Raw genomic sequence first — 18,374 nt, 5'->3', positions numbered from 1 at the left:
ATACCGATTAAAAATTACAAGTCATTTGTCTTTAAGTCAACTGGCAACTTTTGACGTAACTAACCTGTTCTTAATTTGTAAATTTTGTTGCATACAAAATAAGAAGATTACAATAACAGCAAAATCGTTGGCAGGTAATAAAAGCTTTACAGAAATTATATCTTTTCTTTTAAAGCAGCTATCTGTTTTTCCAGTTCCTGGATACGTTTTTCCATATCAGGCAGTTTGCGGCTGGCAGCCTGGCTGCGCAATGCCGCTGTATAATCATGTGCCGGCAAGCCGGTAACGGCCTTGCCCGGATCGAGCGATTTACTTACGCCGCTTTGTGCATTGATCTTGGCGCCATCACCAATGGTGATATGGCCCACAATGCCCGCCTGGCCACCTATCATTACATTATTACCAATTTTTGTACTACCGCTTACGCCACTTTGTGCAGCAATAACGGTATTATTACCCACTTCCACATTATGCGCTATCTGCAATAAATTATCCAGTTTGGCGCCCGATCGTATAATGGTGCTGCCGATAGTAGCCCTGTCAATAGTTGAATTGGCACCTATCTCCACGCCGTCTTCCACAATCACATTGCCTATCTGCGGTACTTTTTTAAATGTGCCATCGGCCTGTGGCGCAAAACCAAATCCATCGCTGCCGATAACAGTGCCTGCATGTATGGTAACATTTTTACCAATGATACAATCATGATAAATCTTTACCCCGGGATGTATGGTAGAGTTTGTTCCAATCTTTACATTATCGCCTATAAAAGCATGTGGATAAATCTTTGCACCATCAGCCACCACTACATTTTCACCGATATAAGCAAAGGCGCCGATAAAAACATTGTCGCCGGTTTTTGCAGTAGCGTGTATATAAACCGGCTGCTGAATGCCGCTCAACTGCTGGCGTTGTATCTGTTGGTATTTATCCAGTAACACCGCAAATGCCGTATAAGCATCGGGTACTTTTATCAATGTTGCACCAATGGGTTCTTTCAACTCCTGCGATTCATTTACAATAATGATGGAAGCCTTGGTGCTGTATAAATGTTCTTCGTATTTGGGATTGGCCAAAAAAGCCAGCTGGCCATTTTGCGCTTCTTCAATTTTTCCAAAAGAAGCAACGGCAACATCGGGGTTGCCTTCCACTTTTCCGCCAATGATCATGGCTATTTGTGTTGCAGAGAATTGCATATGTGGTTAATGGTTGATAGTTGATGGTTGATAGTCAATAGTACAGTAGATTAAACGCAATCCTATGAACCATTAACCATGAGCCATTATCTTAAGTAACAAATGTAATATTTTTTAACCTTACCCCTCATATTTTGATTGATCAGTGCATTGTCCACTTCGGATATATCTTTTACAGTACCATCCTTGAATAAAATATAAATATGTTCATCTTCAAAATTATAGGTGCTGCTGGCTGCTTCGCCGGTAAATACCAGCCAGCCTGCTTCTTCTTCGGTAATGTTTAATTTTTCGCAGGCCATTTTTGTTTTTTCCTGCAACAGGTTATTATCTACCGGCTCACCAAAGTATTTTGTTTTTAACAGCTGGCGGTTAATAATGCCTTTGCATAATACTGACAGTATCTTATCCTCGTGGTTGCTCCATGATTTTATTACCGTATGCAGGTCAAAATCATCCAGCCCGCAGAATTCTTCAATGGTGATCTTTGTACCAGGTTCATTGATCAGTTTATGAATGGTGCCCGGCGCCGGCGCTTTTACCTGTCGGGCCCTTTTAATGATGCGCCGCAACATCTGCTCTGCACAGTTAACCGTTTTATGCAGGTATACCTGCCAGTACATAAGGCGACGTGCCACTAAAAATTTTTCGATGGAATAAATGCCTTTTTCTTCCACCATCAGTTCGCCGTTTTGTACTGTCAGCATTTTTAATATCCGGTCATATGCGATCACACCTTCATTTACACCGCTGAAAAAACTATCCCGGGTAAGATAATCCATACGGTCTACATCCAACTGACCGCTGATCAACTGGTGCAGGAATTTTTTATGGTATTTAGCAGTAAAAATATCCAATGTCAACTGCAGCTTTCCCTCAAATTGACGGTTCAACTCCTCCATAATGAGCAATGATATTTCTTCATGGTGCATGCCTTCTATCAGTATATGCTCCAGTGCATGGCTGAAGGGCCCGTGGCCTACATCGTGCAGCAGTATGGCGATCTTAGCAGCCCGTTCTTCTTCGTAGGTTATTTCGATGCCTTTGCTTTTTAGTTCATTCAATGCATTGCACATTAAATGATAGGCCCCCAGCGAATGGTGCAGCCTGGTATGCACAGCCCCGGGATACACCAGGTAAGCCATTGCCATTTGATTAATGCGGCGCAGGCGCTGGTAATAAGGGTGCGCAATAACCTGGTATACCAGTTCATCATCTATTGTAATAAATCCATAAACCGGGTCGTTGATTATTTTGCGGAAATACATTATTTGTTATTGGTTAATTATTTGCCTGATAACTGCAACATCAGCCTATTTGTTAAAAGATGTACAAAGCTAAATAAAGCCCTTCATCATTGATATAAAAAATTAAATTTGTAAAAATGGTCAGACGAGGGCGTCAGACCATGTAAAAAACAACTATGAGCATAGCAAAAATACTTTGGGTAGACGACGAGATAGACAGTCTTACATCGCAGATCATGTTTTTAGAAAATAAAGGGTACGAAGTACAAACCAAGACCAATGGTTTTGATGCCGTGGAATTTGTAAAGGACAATTTTGTGGATGTGGTGTTGATGGACGAAAGCATGCCCGGACTTACCGGTCTGCAAACACTGCAACAGATAAAGGAAGTGAACAGCAACCTGCCCGTTGTTTTAATTACCAAGAATGAAGCAGAGAATTTAATGGACGAAGCTATCGGCTCGCCAGATAAGCGATTACCTGATCAAACCCGTTAACCCCAACCAGGTATGGCTGAGCTTAAAAAAACTGATCGATAATAAAAGGCTGGTGGCGGAAAAAACCACTTCGGCTTACCAGCAGGAGTTCCGCAGTTTGTTCATGGCGTTGAGCAATAATCCTGATTATAATGAATGGATGGATATCTATAAAAAACTGGTGTTTTGGGAACTGGAGATGAAAAAGAGTGACAGCCCGGAAATGCAGGAAGTTTTTCAAACGCAAAAGAATGAAGCGAATACGGAGTTCTTTAAATTCATTTCCAAGAATTATGCTTCGTGGGTGGGACCCAAAAGCAGTGCCGCCGCTCCCATTATGAGCAATACACTGATGAAGTTCAAGGTATTTCCGCATCTTGAAAAAGGCACACCGTTATTTTTTGTACTGATCGATAACCTGCGTTACGACCAGTGGAAGACTATCCAACCCATTTTTGCAGATAGTTTCCGCATTCATGAAGAGGAAACCTTCTATTCTATATTGCCCACTGCTACACAATATGCCCGTAATTCCATTTTTGCAGGTTTGCTGCCGGTGGATATTGAAAAACAATTTCCAGTACAATGGAAAAATGATGATGAAGAGGGAGGCAAGAATTTATTTGAAGAAGAGTTTTTTAAGGCGCAGTTAAAAAGACTGGGTAAAGCGGATCTTAAATATTCCTACACCAAGGTTACGAATAATAACGACGGGCAAAAGCTGGTGGATAATATCCATAATTTTTTGCAGAACGATATCAATATCATTGTATACAATTTTGTGGATATGCTGAGCCATGCACGTACCGAAATGGAAGTGTTGAAAGAGCTGGCCGGCGACGAAACCAGTTACCGCAGTATAACTGAAAGCTGGTTCACACATTCTCCCTTACATGCCGCACTTAAAAGAATTGCCGATAAAAAATTAACGATGATCGTGGCAACGGATCATGGCAGTGTGCGGGTAAAAACGCCGGCAAAAGTGATCGGCGATAAACAAACCACCGCCAATCTGCGTTATAAACATGGGCGCAACCTGAATTACGAAGCCAAGGAAGTGCTGGCATTCAGGGATCCGCGGGAAGCAGGGTTGCCGGTACCGAACGTGAATTCTTCTTTTATTTTTGCCAAGGGAGACCTGTTCCTTTGCTATCCCAATAACTACAATCATTTTGTGAATTATTACCGCAACACGTTTCAGCATGGCGGGGTAAGTTTAGAAGAAATGATAGTGCCGGTAGTGAGAATGACCAATAAATAAAGCCCCCTCCGCCCCCTGAAGGGGGGACTGCAGGAGCTTCTAGTTTTGTATAGTATGTTGAAAAGCAACTGATTTATATGTTTTTATCAACGTTTGTTGAAAACGTTTTTTTTTAATCCACTGCTATTGCAGCAGATTGCATTAAAATTAGAAGTGAAAAGACCCGCCTGGCGGGTTGAGGTACTATGAAATACACATCGAGCATATTAGATAAAATTGAGCGAATTGCGGAAGAGGCTGGTTATGTGATCCGTTACGAAAGAGGCAATTTCCAAAGTGGCTACTGCATTTTACAGTCAAAAAAAGTGATCGTACTCAATAAATTCTTTCAAACAGAGGGCAGGATCAATACCCTGATCGACCTGATGCCCCAGCTGGATATCCATTTTGACGCACTTACACATGAAAGCCAGAAGATGTATGAGGAAGTGATGAGCGCAGAGGCGAACAAATAATAACTGGTTTTAGATTTCGGATCTGCGATTTTAGATTGCCAGACAGTTGACTAATCACTATATCGTATAAGCCCTTTAAAAATTAAGGAATGCTTCCTTGAAGCTTGAGGCTTGAAACTGTTCCCCTAATGCTTATTTTTGCAATGTGCAGTCTCCCCCTTTAACAATAACGTTTCTTGGTACCGGTACCAGCAGCGGTGTGCCGATGGTTGGTTGCAGTTGCTATGTATGTACTTCTCCCGATAAAAAAGACAAGCGCCTGCGCAGCAGTATACTGGTGGAAAGTTATACCACTACTATTGTGGTGGACACCACGCCCGATTTCAGGTACCAGATGCTGCGGGCCCATGTAAAAAAACTGGATGCGGTGATCTTTACTCATCCGCACAAAGATCATATTGCGGGGCTGGATGATGTGAGGGCCTATAATTTTCTGCAAAAAAAGCCCATGGAGATATATGCCAATTCGTTAACGGAAGAGGCTATCAAGCGGGAATTCTCCTACGCGTTTTCAGATAAAAAATATCCCGGAGTACCGGAGCTGAATTTAAATACGCTTAACGGTGAGCCTTTTTATATTGGTGATATACCTGTAATGCCCATTGAAGTATGGCACCATAAAATGCCGGTGCTGGGCTTTCGTTTTGGTACTTTTACTTATATAACGGATGCCAACAGAATTGAAGACGCTGAAAAAGAAAAAATAAAAGGCAGCGAAGCTATTGTGTTGAACGCTTTACGAAGAGAAAAACACATTTCCCATTATACCCTTGATGAAGCCATTGCCGAAGTGCAGGGCCTGCATATCCCCCATGCTTATTTTACGCATATCAGCCACCAGCTGGGCCGGCACGAAGAGATCAGTGCGGAATTGCCCGCAGGTATACAACTGGCGTATGATGGCATGCAACTCTTTTTCAAATAAATTCCACTTACTAATAACAGCAGTTCTAATGCTGTTTACTTATGTGGAAGCAAATTGTATCCTCTTACTTTTCCTTTACTAAAAAAGAACGCACCGGTATTTTTATACTATTGATCTTAATAGTACTATTTACCCTGCTGCCTTTTTTATACCCGCTCTTTTCAAAGCCAAAAGCCACCAATGCCGATGATTTTAAAAAAGAGATCGCTGCATTAAAGATACAGGAACAGGATACTGCTCACCGTTATGTACAAAGAAATTACAATGAAGATAATGAGCAGCCTTACAACCAGCCTTCTGAAAAAAATTATTACAATAAACCGTCTAAAGGTGAATTATTTTATTTCGACCCCAACACTGCTTCTGCGGCCGACTGGCAAAGATTAGGGGTGCGGGAGAAAACGATCGCCACGATTCAAAACTATTTGGCCAAAGGCGGACATTTTTATAAGCCGGAAGATATTGGCAAAATATGGGGCCTGCATCCTGATGAAGTGCAACGCCTGCAACCTTATGTGCAGATAGCAGCAAGAGAAAATAATATCCCTGCAAAGAATTACAACAACCCTCCTTTTGAAAAAAATAAGCCTGCCATTTCCATGATTGATATCAATACAACTGATACCAGCGCTCTCATTGCTTTGCCGGGCATTGGCAGCAAACTGGCGCAACGCATCATTAATTTCAGGGATAAGCTGGGCGGCTTTTATAAGGTGGAGCAGGTAGGTGAAACCTTTGGCCTGCCTGACAGTACTTTTCAAAAGATCAAGACAAGGTTATCTGCGGGTAGCGGCAACGTGAAGCAGTTCAATATCAATACAGCTACCCTGGATGAAATGAAGGCGCATCCTTATTTGCGCTATAATATTGCTAATGCCATTGTGCAGTACAGGGCGCAGCATGGCAATTTTTCATCGGTGGATGAAATCAAAAAGATCATGACGGTGACGGATGAAATATACAGTAAAGTAGCAGCCTATCTTACCGTTCAGTGAAATTTGCCCGCAGATGCCGCGGATGGCGCAGAGATCAATTGACAGACTTTTTTCTGCGATATTTCCGCAATCTGCGGGCCATTGGGGTTTTCTAAAAACTAACAGCCGTTAGCATCAAAAATTCCTTATGTTTGTAACTTAAAGATTGTATTACTATGAATTTTCAACAAAGCGAATTAACCCAGCAGGTGGCACAAACAGCAAAGGATTTTGCGGTACAGCATATCAAGCCCCATTTAATGGAATGGGATGAAAGCCAGGAGTTTCCCCTGCACATTTTTAAAGCAATGGGACAACTGGGACTGATGGGTGTATTTGTACCGGAACAATATGGCGGCAGCGGCATGGGTTATTTTGAATATAGTGTGGTGATACAGGAGATTGCAAAAGTATGCGGTTCTATAGGTTTGTCTTTGGCGGCGCATAATTCCCTGTGTACCGGTCATATTTTAACCTTTTGCAGCGAAGAGCAAAAGAAAAAATACCTGCCCAAATTAGCCAGTTGCGAACATTTGGGCGCCTGGGGCTTAACAGAAGCTAATACCGGCAGTGATGCAGGTAATATGAAAACGACTGCGGTAAAAGATGGTGATCATTGGGTGATTAACGGAACAAAAAACTGGATCACCCATGGTAAAACAGGTGATATTGCCGTAGTGGTATGCCGCACCGGTGAGCCTAGGACAAAAGACAATGCCACCGCATTTATTGTGGAAAGAGGTACACCCGGTTTCAGCGGAGGCAAAAAAGAAAATAAACTGGGCATGCGTGCCAGCGAGACTGCCGAAATGATCTTTGATAATTGCCGTATACCTGATGCCAACCGTATTGGCGAAGTGGGCGCCGGTTTTAAACAAAGTATGAAAGTGCTCGATGGAGGAAGGATATCTATTGCGGCATTAAGCTTAGGCATTGCCAAAGGTGCTTATGAAGCAGCCGTACAATATTCCAAAGAAAGATACCAGTTCGATCAACCGATCGCTAACTTCCAGGGTATTAGTTTTAAACTGGCAGATATGGCCACCGAGATCACTGCAGCTGAATTGCTCATTAACCAGGCCTGCCATTTAAAAATGAGCGGACTGCCGATGACAAAAGAAGCAGCGATGGCAAAATATTATGCCAGTGAAGTGGCGGTAAAAGTAAGTACAGATGCCGTACAGGTATTTGGCGGTTACGGGTACACGAAAGATTTTCCGGTGGAAAAATTTTACCGCGACAGTAAACTGTGTACTATTGGAGAAGGCACCAGCGAGATACAAAAACTGGTGATCAGCAGGGAAGTATTGAGATAATATGCTGCAAAATAATTTCAAATAAAAAGCCCACAACAATGTGGGCTTTTATTTAGTATCAAAAAATATCTATGCAATATGCTCAATGATCCCCGCAATACCCTGACCACCGCCTACACAGGCTGTAACAATACCATACTTCTTATCCAGGCGTTTCATATCATTCACCAGTTGTATGGTAAGTTTGGCGCCGGTACAACCTAATGGATGGCCCAATGCAATAGCACCACCATTGATGTTCACGATATCAGGATTCAATTCCAGTTTTCGTATCACTGCCAGCGATTGAGAGGCAAAGGCTTCGTTTAGTTCAAACATGTCAATATCACCCAGGTTCATGCCGGCTTGTTTCAACACTTTGGGCACTGCTTCCACTGGGCCGATACCCATAATGCGGGGATGCACTCCGGCACTGGCGCAATTCACCAGGCGTGCAATAGGTTTTAATCCCAGTTCGTTGATCATTCTTTCGCTCATAACAATTACAAACGCAGCGCCATCGCTGGTTTGCGAGCTGTTACCTGCTGTAACACAACCATTGGCTGCAAATGCCGGTTTTAATTTAGCCAGTCCTTCCAGCGAAGTATCTGCACGTACACCTTCATCAGTATCGATCACGTGTGTACGCTTTTGCTTTTTACCTTTTTCATCCAGGTAAACTTCTTCTACATTAATAGGCAGAATGCCGTTTTTAAAAAACCCATTCTTAATGGCGTTACCAGCTTTTAAATGACTGCCGTAACTGAAAGCATCCTGGTCTTCTCTCGATACATTGTATTCCTTTGCTACTGCTTCGGCAGTAAGGCCCATGCTTAAATAATAATCGGGTTCTTCTACTGCAATTTTATAGGATGGCACCGTCTTCCATCCGGCAGTAGGCACCATCGTCATACTTTCGGTACCGCCGGCAATGATACATTCGGCCATGCCGGTACGGATTTTAGCGGTAGCCATGGCAATACTTTCCAAACCGCTGGCGCAATAGCGGTTGATGGTGATGCCCGGAGCATGTATGCCCACGGCTTTGGCAGAGATCATCCTGCCCACCTGCAATCCCTGCTCGGCTTCCGGTACGGCATTGCCTACGATCACATCATCCACTCTTTTTACATCCAGTTGCGGCACACTGGCCAGCAATCCTTTAATTACGTCTACAGCGAGGTCATCGGGCCTGGTAAACCTGAACCCGCCTTTTTTACTTTTTGTTACCGCAGTTCTGTAGCCTGCTACTATATATGCTTCCTGCATTTTAAAAAAATTGATAATTGATGGTTCATAGTTCAAAGTTGAAAGCCAAAATATAGTTACCCAGAACTATGAACCATTAGCTATCAACCGAATTAGTTGTTTATGCAACTTTATATATCAAAGGTATAATTTCTGCATGAAAACAAAAAACTGAAAAAGCTACCCTATTTTTGCGCCGCATGTATAAAATTCTCCGTTCAATTTTATTCTTTTTTGATCCTGAATGGGTTCATTATTTTTCGATGAACAGCCTGAAGCTGCTTTGCAGGATACCGGGCGTAAAGGCGCTGATTACCAGCTGCTTTAAGCCCAAAAGCAATGTTCAATATTCAATGTTCAATATTCAATTCTCCAATCCGGTGGGCCTCGGGGCTGGTTTTGATAAAAATGCCCGCTACCTGAATGAACTGGAAGCGCTGGGTTTTGGTTTTGTGGAAACCGGTACCGTAACACCCAAGCCACAGGCGGGCAATGATAAACCCAGGTTATTCCGTTTACCGAAAGATAAAGCCCTCATCAACCGTATGGGTTTTAATAATGATGGCGTGGAAGTGGTTGCTGCCAGGTTAAGAGCATGGCACAATAAACAATCTGCAATCGCCAATCTAAAATCTAAAATTGTAATTGGTGGAAACATCGGCAAAAACAAAGTCACCCCCAACGAAGATGCCTGGAAAGATTACGAGATCTGCTTCACCGCTTTGCATGATTATGTAGATTATTTTGTAGTGAATGTAAGCAGCCCCAATACACCCGGCTTAAGAGAATTGCAGGAGAAAGATTCTTTGAAAAAAATTCTTACAAATCTTCAGATACTAAACACTCAACATCTAAACCCTAAACCCATTCTCTTAAAGATCGCACCTGATCTTACCAATGAACAACTGGATGATGTGGTGGAGCTGGCAATAGAAATAAAACTGGACGGCCTAGTTGCTTCCAACACGACCATCAGCCGCTCCAACCTCACGACTCACGACTCACGACTCACGCAGATAGGAGCCGGTGGCCTCAGTGGGTTGCCCGTAAAACAAAGAAGCACCGAAGTGGTACAATACATTCATAAAAAAACCAACGGAACAATTCCTATCATTGCAAGCGGTGGTATTTTTAACGCAGCAGATGCTAAGGAAAAGATGGAAGCAGGAGCTTCCCTGGTACAGGTATGGACCGGTTTTATTTATGAAGGCCCCGCTATAGTAAAAAATATTTGTAAAGGATTATAAACTCAAAGCAATGGAACAACAACTGCAGCAATTATTTACAACGAATGGTTTGAGCGGATTACTGGCATTGACCTTAATGGAAATAATGCTGGGTATCGATAATGTGATCTTTGTGTCCATTATTTTAGGCAAATTAAAAACAGATGATGAGAAGAAAAGAGCCAGCACTACCTGGATGATAGCAGGCATCATTATCCGCATCATTTTATTATATGTATTAGGTTCATTACTCAACGGCGAAAAAGAATTATTCCCTATCTGGGGCCATCCTGTAACACTGAAAGATATTATCATGGTGGCAGGTGGATTGTTCTTAATGGTGAACACCACTTTGGAAATTCATAATAAACTGGAAGGCGAAGATCCTAACGAAACAATTCAGAAAAAAAAATCGGGCATTGGTTTTGGCGCTATTGTAAGGCAGATAATTTTAGTGGATTTTATATTCAGTGTAGATGGTATCATTACTTCCATCGGTATGAGCGAACTGCAGCTGGTACGTTATGCAGCGGTAATTATTTCTATGATCGTGATGTTTCTTTTTGCCCGTAAAATAAGTAAGTTCATCAACCAGCACCCCACTTTTAAAATGCTGGCTTTATCATTCCTGTTACTGATCGCCTTTACTTTAATTGTGGATGGTGTGCATGTTGAAAAATTCGAGATACCACACGGTTATGTATATTTTGCCATGGCATTCTCCCTGGGTGTGGAGATACTCAATCTGCAATTGCGCAAGCGCAGTAAAAAACCGGTTGAGTTACGCACTCCTACTATCGACAAAGAAGAAGATAATAATTTATAAAACCAAGGGCTTCCAAATGGAAGCCCTTATTATTGATACATGAGAAAAAAGTATTTTACTGTTTGATGATCTTTTGCGTGCTTATCACTCCATCATTGTTGCTGTACTGTAATACATAAGTACCGGCATTCAGTTTACCCAGGTCCAGCGTAAGGGTTTGTGACCGTACTACCTGCTGCTGTATCAATTTACCATCCACAGCAAATAAGCGCAACATCCCTTTTTGTTGCAGGCCGCTGATAGTTACCACATCCTTTACCGGGTTAGGGAATATATTCAGTGCATTAACCTTCGTAGCTAATTTTATAATGGGTGAATAGGTGAACCTTGCGTCAATATCCACCGATCTTAACCGGTAATATACCAACGCCCTGCTGCTGAAAACATTGGCATCCGTAAATGAATACGTAGTATTGCCCGGATTCACTGATCCAATGGCAATAAAATTGCGGCCATCATCACTGCGTTCCACTTCATAGCGCTTGATATTAATTTCGTTGGCAGTGATCCATTGCAGCTGTGCATCATTATTTTGTTTGCTGCCATAAAAACTCACCAGCGTTACCGGCAATGCAGTAAATACAAATTCATGTGCACCAATATCCGGCGTGGACGTATTGCGCACTATATTTAAAAAATCAAATGGCACCATAGCACTCAGTGCCATTCCTTTATTGCTTGCCTTAACCGGTTCTGTAAGATTGGCTGTATTTACAAAAAGATCTGCGGTTGTTTTATTGGTAAAAAGATCTGCAGCATTGGTATTCACACCGCTTTGTCCTTCCTGCGTTGCAGCATCCTGCCCTGTTGCAGCCTGCCAACTGGAAAGTGTATGCGAAGCTGCATCTACCTGTGCAAGCGATGCTGGTGTGGGGCTTACAAAATAATTATTATTGCCGGTATAACCACCGGTACCACCCAACAGTCCTAGAGAAAATGCAGTGCCTGTGCCGCCGGTGGCATTGTACAATATATTGTTCTTTATATCTATTACTGGTGTGGCGGCGTCTTTCAATAGAGCATAGCTGTTAGTACTGCTGCTGCCTTCCATTAAAATACTGTTGTGGTATATATTCGCTTTAACGGTACCATCCATTGTGCGTATACCGGCCAGCTGTGCGGTAGTATTAGTATTTATCGCCACCATGTTATTGCGCCATATAGAAACATTATTATCATCGGGGCGGCTGCGCAGCAGCAATGGTGCCAGTGAGGCAGTTGCCGAAGTGGCGGCATTTTGCATATTGTATACTTTATTCCTTTCCACAATTACTGCATTGCCAAATACTGATATGGCATGCGCTTTTACCGGTGCGTTATTTGTTGCAGTGGCATTGATGTCGTGAAGAATATTATCGCGGATGATGGCCGTACCATTGATGGCGCTGTTAGGCATCAGTACGGTAAGGCCACTGCTGTTGCCAAAACTGCTGAGCGTTGGATCGGTAAGTACTGTAGCACTTGCATCTGTAATATTATTGATGGCATTATTGGCAAACACCATGCTGTCGCCGGTTACAATATCATTATTAAAACTTATGCCCCTTGTAATACCAGCAGTACTGGGATCGCTGCTCACTAAATTGGTAATGGTATTATCTTCCACCCGGCCCTTTGCCCGGTTAACAGCCGTAGATAAATTACTCATAATAATACCTCTTATAGACATACCACTTCCCAATGGCGCAATAATATTATTCACCAGGTTGCCCTTTACCGTTACTGTTTGCTCCAGGTTGGTTACTGCAGCTGATACCGAATAAGAAATACCATTGGCTACACTGGCGGCCCCCGTAATACGCAGGTTGGTAATGGAGTTACCGGTTATACTGGCGGTTACAGCGGTGGCAGCAGTTGTGCTATTGCTATGTACTATCCCTGCTAGGGAAGTATGCAGTGCATTAATATTCCTTACCGTATTGCTGTCTACATTTACCGTTGATACTGTAGCAGGAGCACTGCTGCTAATAGCCTGGAAGTTAAACACACCCGTTGCACTATTGCTAATGCTGATATTATCTGCAGTAGCAGAGCCAATAATATTATTTTTGATATTATTGCCCGAACCGCTTCTTGTATCCATCCCAACAAAAAAAGGACTAACAGCGCTGCCGCTTAATGCCGAAGCTGTAATGTTGATACCGCCAACAAAATTATTAGCTACAGGCGTTGCACAACCTGTTTGCAAAAGAAAACCAAAGCCACCGATGCTGCCTGTACTGGCCGGTTTAAGATTAAGAGATACGGAATTATTCGTTACATCACCCACAGTATTATTATTAAATGCCTGCAGCTTGGCAAAGGGTACAAAAATACCCACAAAAGGATTGGTGGTACCGGTGGTTGGGTTGGCAACTTCCACATCAATATTCCTGATTACATTTCGTGTAACCGAACTTGTTTGGTCATTAGTATTATCCGATAACCCGATCGCAAAAAAAGCAATGTTGTTATTGGGAGAACTGATCACCATTTTGCTTCCGCCGCAGCCAGGGGCTGAGCCACCAATAAAATTACTGTCAATAACAGCACCGCTGCCGAGCAGGGTGCTCCTTGCTGATACTATAATAGCATTAATACTAATTCCGTTCAAGGTATTATTAATGGGTAAAGTATTATAAATGGAGTTGCCTTTAATGAATGTGTTGACACAACCGTTTTGTACCGATATCCCAAACGAGTTCAGGTTAGTGATAAAAACATTTTCTATACTATTATTGGTGATCTGGGTATTACTCACCACGCTGGTTGCTGAAGTATTGGTACCGCTTATCATTATACCAATACCAGCACCGCCGGCTCCTGCCCTGCGGATGATATTGCTGTCGATGATATTACCAACACTATTGCCAATAGTTGTTACATTGATCACAAGAATACCTTGTGTAACGGTGCTGCCGCTGTTGCTGCCTTCCAGTATACATTTTTTGACAGTATTATTTGATGCTGCATCCAGCAGTTTTATTACGCTTGCTGTTGTCGTTCCTGTATTGCGTAAGGTAAGTGTATTGGCGCCTGTTAAACTTTGTCCGTCAAAAATTACATTGTCTGCTCCATTCAGTAATATCATGGCCGTGTTAAGATTACCTTCTATCGTACGGTTGCCGGAAGGCACAACTGATACCGTGTAATTGGTTTCATTCAATAAAGCCTGCACCGTTTCAGTGGTGTTATTATTTACAGTAGCTGTTACTGCACCGCTTCCGCCACCTGCATTGATCGCATCAAATGCTTCTTTCAACGTAGCATATTCTCCCGTGAGTGCGCCGCTTAAACTGATATTACCAATGGCCAATGTACCTACCATATACTCGGTATTCTGCCCCGTTGCAGTGAGTGTATTAGCTGTGGTATTCAACAGCGCCGATGCATTATTCCACACCGTTGTGGCATTATCAGCTCTCTTATACAGCGTAAATGTATTTTCATTACCGGTTATGCCGGTGTAATTGTAAGTGGCCGTGTATTGATTGCCCGTTCCATTGATAGGGAACACACCAAAATATCCATCATTTCCTGCAAGGACTACCTGTCCATTGGTGGTATTCGGCGCTTCCGTTACGCAGTATACCTGTATACCAGCTGCGTTGCCTGCAGTAAGCGTTGCTGTAAGTGCATCGTTACGTACCGGGTTAGCAAGTGTTGCACTACTCGTTGCACCTGTATAACTATGTGCACTGGTATTACCTATATGAGCGCCGCTGGTAACCCATACAGGTCCATTGGCCAATGCGCCGTTATTATTATTGATAGTGCCATCAAAAGCTGTATTGCCACTACCTTCATCGAAATTGTAATAGGCTACCAGGTTGGCATATAACGGATCTGCAGCAGTAATTTTATGACACATTCTGTCACGTACTTCTGATTGTGATAATCCTGTATTCCAGATACGAATTTCGTCTATACTTCCGGTTAAGTTGTTGGGGCTGACTGCTATCGGCCCTCTTGTGCCGATATTCAGGTTTTGGGTATTATTCACATTACTGAGATCGCTAAAATCCGTATCAGTTCCCTGTAATACACCATCAATATAAAAACTCAGCAAAGAGCCCGATTTGGTAGCCATTAAATGATGCCATTTATTATCGTCAACAATAGTTACACCATCCACGCCTCTGCTTGATATACCATTATATCTTGCAAAAGCTACAGAATGACTTACCCTCATCAACCTCAATACAAAAGGATAGCCGATCCCTGCATTATTGCCACCCCATTTTTCTAAAACAGAATTATCGGGATTTACAGTATTATTTTGCGATGCAGCAATTTTAACCCAGCATTCAACTGATAAGTCGCCGGGGAATTGTAAAGCAGCGTTGCTGGTCACTTCAATACCATCATCAGCACCATCAAAGCTGATGGCATTACCGCTACCGGGTTTTTGTACCTGTGCACTCGATGCGTACTCCGCCTGTATTTGTTGAATGGTTAATGCCTCATTGAATATTTTCATCTCATCCAGGTTACCTTTGTAATGACGTATCAGATTATTATTGATGTCCCTTAATCTCCCGAATTCAATTACAGGACTTGCATTAATATTTATAACAGCAGCATCTGTAACACTATTTACCAATGTTCCATCAATATAAATCCGTAACGTAGTATTCTCTTTTATACAGGTAATAAAATGCCATTGGTTTGGCGAAACCGCAGAAGAAATCTCAACGCCACCTGCTCCACCAGATGGGTTACGGTGTAAAAAGCGGATATTGCCTGTATTATATTCCACTGCTACATAAGTTCTGGTAATATCAGAAGGATCCGCGGCACTGAAAATCGTATTATCCGTGCTATTATCAATAGCATTCATCCAGAAAGAAATTGTATAATTATTGCCGACAAAATTTATTTGACCCACAGTAATAAAGTCATTAATCCCATCGAAGCTATAAGCTCTACTGTTATTGCTGAACCGATCTGCAGTAAGTGTAGCACCATTTACAGTTCCGTTATTATTTCCAATTATATCATTGGCGTTTCCACTAAAAGGATAATACGCAATCGGCGTTTGTGCATTTATAAAAAAAGCAAGCAATAATGAAATGGAGAATAAAACTGCTTTCATGATAGATAAATTTTGATGTTTCAAAACTATCTATTGGTAGAAATGTTGCAATCGCTAATTGTAGTGAAACGGTTTACTGGTGCAGGTTCTTGTAATAATAGGCTATGGCTTCGCCGAGAGAAGAAACGTGCAGTTTTTCGTAAATGCGCTTGGCGTGTGAATTAACAGTATGAAAACTAAGGAATAATTTATCGGCCACCATTTTATAACTCAGCCCTTGTGCCAACAATTGCAATACCTGTTGCTCCCTTTCGGACAAAGGACTTTTTTGTTCCTGCGGTTTAAAATATTCCAGCACTTTTAATGCAATACTGGGATTCATTACCGCACCGCCTTCATACACTTCCTGTATGGCTTGTAAAATTCTTTGCGGCGGATCTTTCTTTAAAATATAACCGCTGGCGCCATTCTTGATACATTCAAAAATCTTATCGCTGTCATCAAACACTGTCTGCATCAATACTTTAATATGCGGAAAATTTTGTTTGATCGTCTTTAATCCTTCAATTCCATCCACCACCGGCATATTGATATCCATCAATACCACATCCGGAAAACAGGTCTCCATATCCTGCACCGCCGCACTGCAGTTGATGGCCTCTCCCGCAAACTCCAGCTCAGGACTCAGTTCCAGCAGGGCTTTCAGGCTGTCCCTGCGGGAAAGATTATCATCGTAAATAAAAACTTTAATGTTCACTATTCAAATTTAACTGCTAATACCATAAAGTGGTTAACTAATATTAGTGAAAGCGCTACACCGTTTCTTTTACTGCTGCTATCGGCACGATCACCGAAATGGTAGTGCCTGCACCGGTTGCAGTAATAATATCCATTGCGCCGCTCAGTTCATTCACCCTGTACTGCATATTTTTTAATCCATTACCTGTGGTTGCTGCAGTATTATTAAAACCAATACCATCATCGCTGATACAGCAAAACAACGTATCACTATTAATGCCCATTACAATTTTGGCTTCTCTTGCCTGGCTGTATTTGGCAATATTATTCATACCTTCTTTTATCAGCAGTAAAATATTTTTCCGTGCATAAATATTCTGCAACACATTTTCTGCTGCCGTGCTGATCTCGTAGGTTAAATTGATATCCCTGTCAGTAAGTAATTCCACACCAAAATTCTTGATCTTGTCTTCAAGCGTGGTGCTGCTGTCAGCCGCTGTTTTCATGCTCCACACAATATCATTCATATTCTCTAAAAGCTGTTTGCTTTGTTTGCCGATCCGCTGCACCATCTCTTCTGTCTTCGCAGGATTTGCAACAATGTTCTTTTCAGCAATGGCGCTGTATATCTGCAGGCTGCTTAACGAAGCACCGATATCATCATGCAGATCGTTCGCAATACGCAATCTTTCTTCTTCCTTTGTTTTATAAATGGTCTGAATTTTTTCGATCTCTTTTTGTTGCAGTACTTCATTTTGCCTAATGAGATCACTCAATGCCGCTTCCTTTTCCAATGCATCTGTTTTTATCTTATACCCAATAGCAGAAGAAAAAAGTAATACATCAACAAAAAAGCCCATCATGATCCAGGATATGGCATTAAAGAAAAAATCATGCTTTACATTAACGATATATACCACCGTAGATATGATACCTGATGCAATAATAACAATGGCCCCTGCAGCAAGATAATTATAGTACACCTTTTTACGCTTTAATATCACTGCCAGCAGCATGAACAATCCTGTGAATAATAAATAAATCCTTATCAATACTTTTAAAGACAGGTAAACAATATGCGGCAGCGTAACATTAACAACGGCCACCTGTATTGCTATATAGCACAATGTGATATAGAAAGAATAACGTACAAAGCGCCACGCATTCTTATCCCTTTGCTGATCAAGATCCAACGCTGTGCCCATAAAACGTATATACATGGCAAAGGCAAACATTTGCAAAGTTTCATCTGTGTTTAAAAAGTTTAAAAACGGGTTATTGCTTTCGCTGGAAGGATTTATCAACCGGTAAAAAGTGAAAAGTGCAGTGGCCCACAGGTACATGCTGTAATGAGCGAGTATGGTGGTACGACGGTGTATAAACAACACCGTATGGTAAACAGCAGCCAGCAGTACAGCTCCTGTTACCATTATAATAACCAGGTAATTGATATCGATCCCGTTGATCATAATTATTTCCTGCAAAAGATTTTA

At 42.0% G+C, this 18,374-nt stretch carries 14 protein-coding genes; 8 read left to right on the top strand and 6 right to left on the bottom strand.

Annotation, left to right across the window (positions count from 1 at the left end):
* Positions 1–155 precede the first annotated feature (155 nt).
* The gene (gene lpxD, locus QM738_RS09130) at positions 156–1,196 is read right to left on the bottom strand and encodes a UDP-3-O-(3-hydroxymyristoyl)glucosamine N-acyltransferase (protein ID WP_462276382.1); all 1,041 of its coding nucleotides are present in this window, start codon (positions 1,194–1,196) and stop codon (positions 156–158) included.
* 86 nt (positions 1,197–1,282) lie between these two features.
* Positions 1,283–2,464 (bottom strand): HD domain-containing protein, encoded by a 1,182-nt coding sequence (locus QM738_RS09125; protein ID WP_462276381.1) that lies wholly within the window; start codon positions 2,462–2,464, stop codon positions 1,283–1,285.
* 155 nt (positions 2,465–2,619) lie between these two features.
* On the opposite strand from QM738_RS09125, the gene QM738_RS09120 reads away from it, so the two are divergent.
* The 6 genes from QM738_RS09120 to QM738_RS09095 all read left to right on the top strand — a co-directional run bounded on the left by QM738_RS09120 (position 2,620) and on the right by QM738_RS09095 (position 7,850).
* Positions 2,620–2,940 carry a response regulator gene (locus QM738_RS09120; protein ID WP_462276380.1) on the top strand — a complete coding sequence of 107 codons (321 nt, stop codon included), beginning with the start codon at positions 2,620–2,622 and terminating at the stop codon, positions 2,938–2,940.
* Positions 2,912–4,180, top strand: a complete 1,269-nt coding sequence (gene porX / locus QM738_RS09115; RefSeq protein ID WP_462276710.1) for a T9SS response regulator signal transducer PorX — start codon at positions 2,912–2,914, stop codon at positions 4,178–4,180. Before QM738_RS09120 ends, porX begins: the two co-directional genes overlap by 29 nt.
* A 185-nt stretch (positions 4,181–4,365) precedes the next feature.
* On the top strand, positions 4,366–4,635 hold the full coding sequence (locus tag QM738_RS09110) for a hypothetical protein (RefSeq protein WP_462276379.1): 270 nt from the start codon (positions 4,366–4,368) through the stop codon (positions 4,633–4,635).
* A 145-nt stretch (positions 4,636–4,780) separates the two neighbouring features.
* Positions 4,781–5,560 carry an MBL fold metallo-hydrolase gene (locus QM738_RS09105; RefSeq protein WP_462276378.1) on the top strand — a complete coding sequence of 260 codons (780 nt, stop codon included), beginning with the start codon at positions 4,781–4,783 and terminating at the stop codon, positions 5,558–5,560.
* 41 nt (positions 5,561–5,601) lie between these two features.
* Positions 5,602–6,555, top strand: coding sequence for a ComEA family DNA-binding protein (locus tag QM738_RS09100; RefSeq protein ID WP_462276377.1), 954 nt, complete (start codon positions 5,602–5,604; stop codon positions 6,553–6,555).
* Positions 6,556–6,710: 155 nt separating this feature from the next.
* Positions 6,711–7,850, top strand: a complete 1,140-nt coding sequence (locus QM738_RS09095; RefSeq protein WP_462276376.1) for an acyl-CoA dehydrogenase family protein — start codon at positions 6,711–6,713, stop codon at positions 7,848–7,850.
* Positions 7,851–7,919: 69 nt separating this feature from the next.
* On the opposite strand, the gene QM738_RS09090 is transcribed toward QM738_RS09095, so the two are convergent.
* Positions 7,920–9,098 (bottom strand): thiolase family protein, encoded by a 1,179-nt coding sequence (locus tag QM738_RS09090; protein ID WP_462276375.1) that lies wholly within the window; start codon positions 9,096–9,098, stop codon positions 7,920–7,922.
* Positions 9,099–9,277: 179 nt separating this feature from the next.
* On the opposite strand from QM738_RS09090, the gene QM738_RS09085 reads away from it, so the two are divergent.
* A complete protein-coding gene (locus QM738_RS09085) occupies positions 9,278–10,324 on the top strand; it encodes a quinone-dependent dihydroorotate dehydrogenase (protein ID WP_462276374.1) in 1,047 nt (348 codons plus the stop codon).
* A 10-nt stretch (positions 10,325–10,334) separates the two neighbouring features.
* Complete coding sequence (locus QM738_RS09080) at positions 10,335–11,129, top strand: TerC family protein (RefSeq protein ID WP_462276373.1); 795 nt, start codon at positions 10,335–10,337, stop codon at positions 11,127–11,129.
* 55 nt (positions 11,130–11,184) lie between these two features.
* On the opposite strand, the gene QM738_RS09075 is transcribed toward QM738_RS09080, so the two are convergent.
* From QM738_RS09075 to QM738_RS09065, 3 genes are all read right to left on the bottom strand, one after another.
* Complete coding sequence (locus QM738_RS09075) at positions 11,185–16,203, bottom strand: LamG-like jellyroll fold domain-containing protein (RefSeq protein WP_462276372.1); 5,019 nt, start codon at positions 16,201–16,203, stop codon at positions 11,185–11,187.
* 73 nt (positions 16,204–16,276) lie between these two features.
* On the bottom strand, positions 16,277–16,900 hold the full coding sequence (locus tag QM738_RS09070; RefSeq protein WP_462276371.1) for a response regulator: 624 nt from the start codon (positions 16,898–16,900) through the stop codon (positions 16,277–16,279).
* Between the two features lie 55 nt (positions 16,901–16,955).
* Positions 16,956–18,365, bottom strand: a complete 1,410-nt coding sequence (locus QM738_RS09065) for a sensor histidine kinase (RefSeq protein WP_462276370.1) — start codon at positions 18,363–18,365, stop codon at positions 16,956–16,958.
* Positions 18,366–18,374: the final 9 nt, after the last annotated feature.

The sequence above is a fragment of the Ferruginibacter sp. genome (genome assembly GCF_049840995.1).
Taxonomy (GTDB): domain Bacteria; phylum Bacteroidota; class Bacteroidia; order Chitinophagales; family Chitinophagaceae; genus Ferruginibacter.
The sequence above is the reverse complement of the archived record's forward strand: the minus strand, read 5'-3'. Positions and strand labels throughout refer to the sequence as shown.

Excerpts from the sequence above, each read along its gene's own strand:
- QM738_RS09090 (WP_462276375.1), bottom strand. The coding sequence starts at position 9,098 with ATGCAGGAAGCATATATAGTAGCAGGCTACAGAACTGCGGTAACAAAA.
- QM738_RS09095 (WP_462276376.1), top strand. The coding sequence starts at position 6,711 with ATGAATTTTCAACAAAGCGAATTAACCCAGCAGGTGGCACAAACAGCA.
- QM738_RS09100 (WP_462276377.1), top strand. The coding sequence starts at position 5,602 with ATGTGGAAGCAAATTGTATCCTCTTACTTTTCCTTTACTAAAAAAGAA.
- QM738_RS09080 (WP_462276373.1), top strand. The coding sequence starts at position 10,335 with ATGGAACAACAACTGCAGCAATTATTTACAACGAATGGTTTGAGCGGA.
- QM738_RS09110 (WP_462276379.1), top strand. The coding sequence starts at position 4,366 with ATGAAATACACATCGAGCATATTAGATAAAATTGAGCGAATTGCGGAA.
- QM738_RS09120 (WP_462276380.1), top strand. The coding sequence starts at position 2,620 with ATGAGCATAGCAAAAATACTTTGGGTAGACGACGAGATAGACAGTCTT.
- QM738_RS09075 (WP_462276372.1), bottom strand. The coding sequence starts at position 16,203 with ATGAAAGCAGTTTTATTCTCCATTTCATTATTGCTTGCTTTTTTTATA.
- QM738_RS09085 (WP_462276374.1), top strand. The coding sequence starts at position 9,278 with ATGTATAAAATTCTCCGTTCAATTTTATTCTTTTTTGATCCTGAATGG.
- QM738_RS09125 (WP_462276381.1), bottom strand. The coding sequence starts at position 2,464 with ATGTATTTCCGCAAAATAATCAACGACCCGGTTTATGGATTTATTACA.
- lpxD (WP_462276382.1), bottom strand. The coding sequence starts at position 1,196 with ATGCAATTCTCTGCAACACAAATAGCCATGATCATTGGCGGAAAAGTG.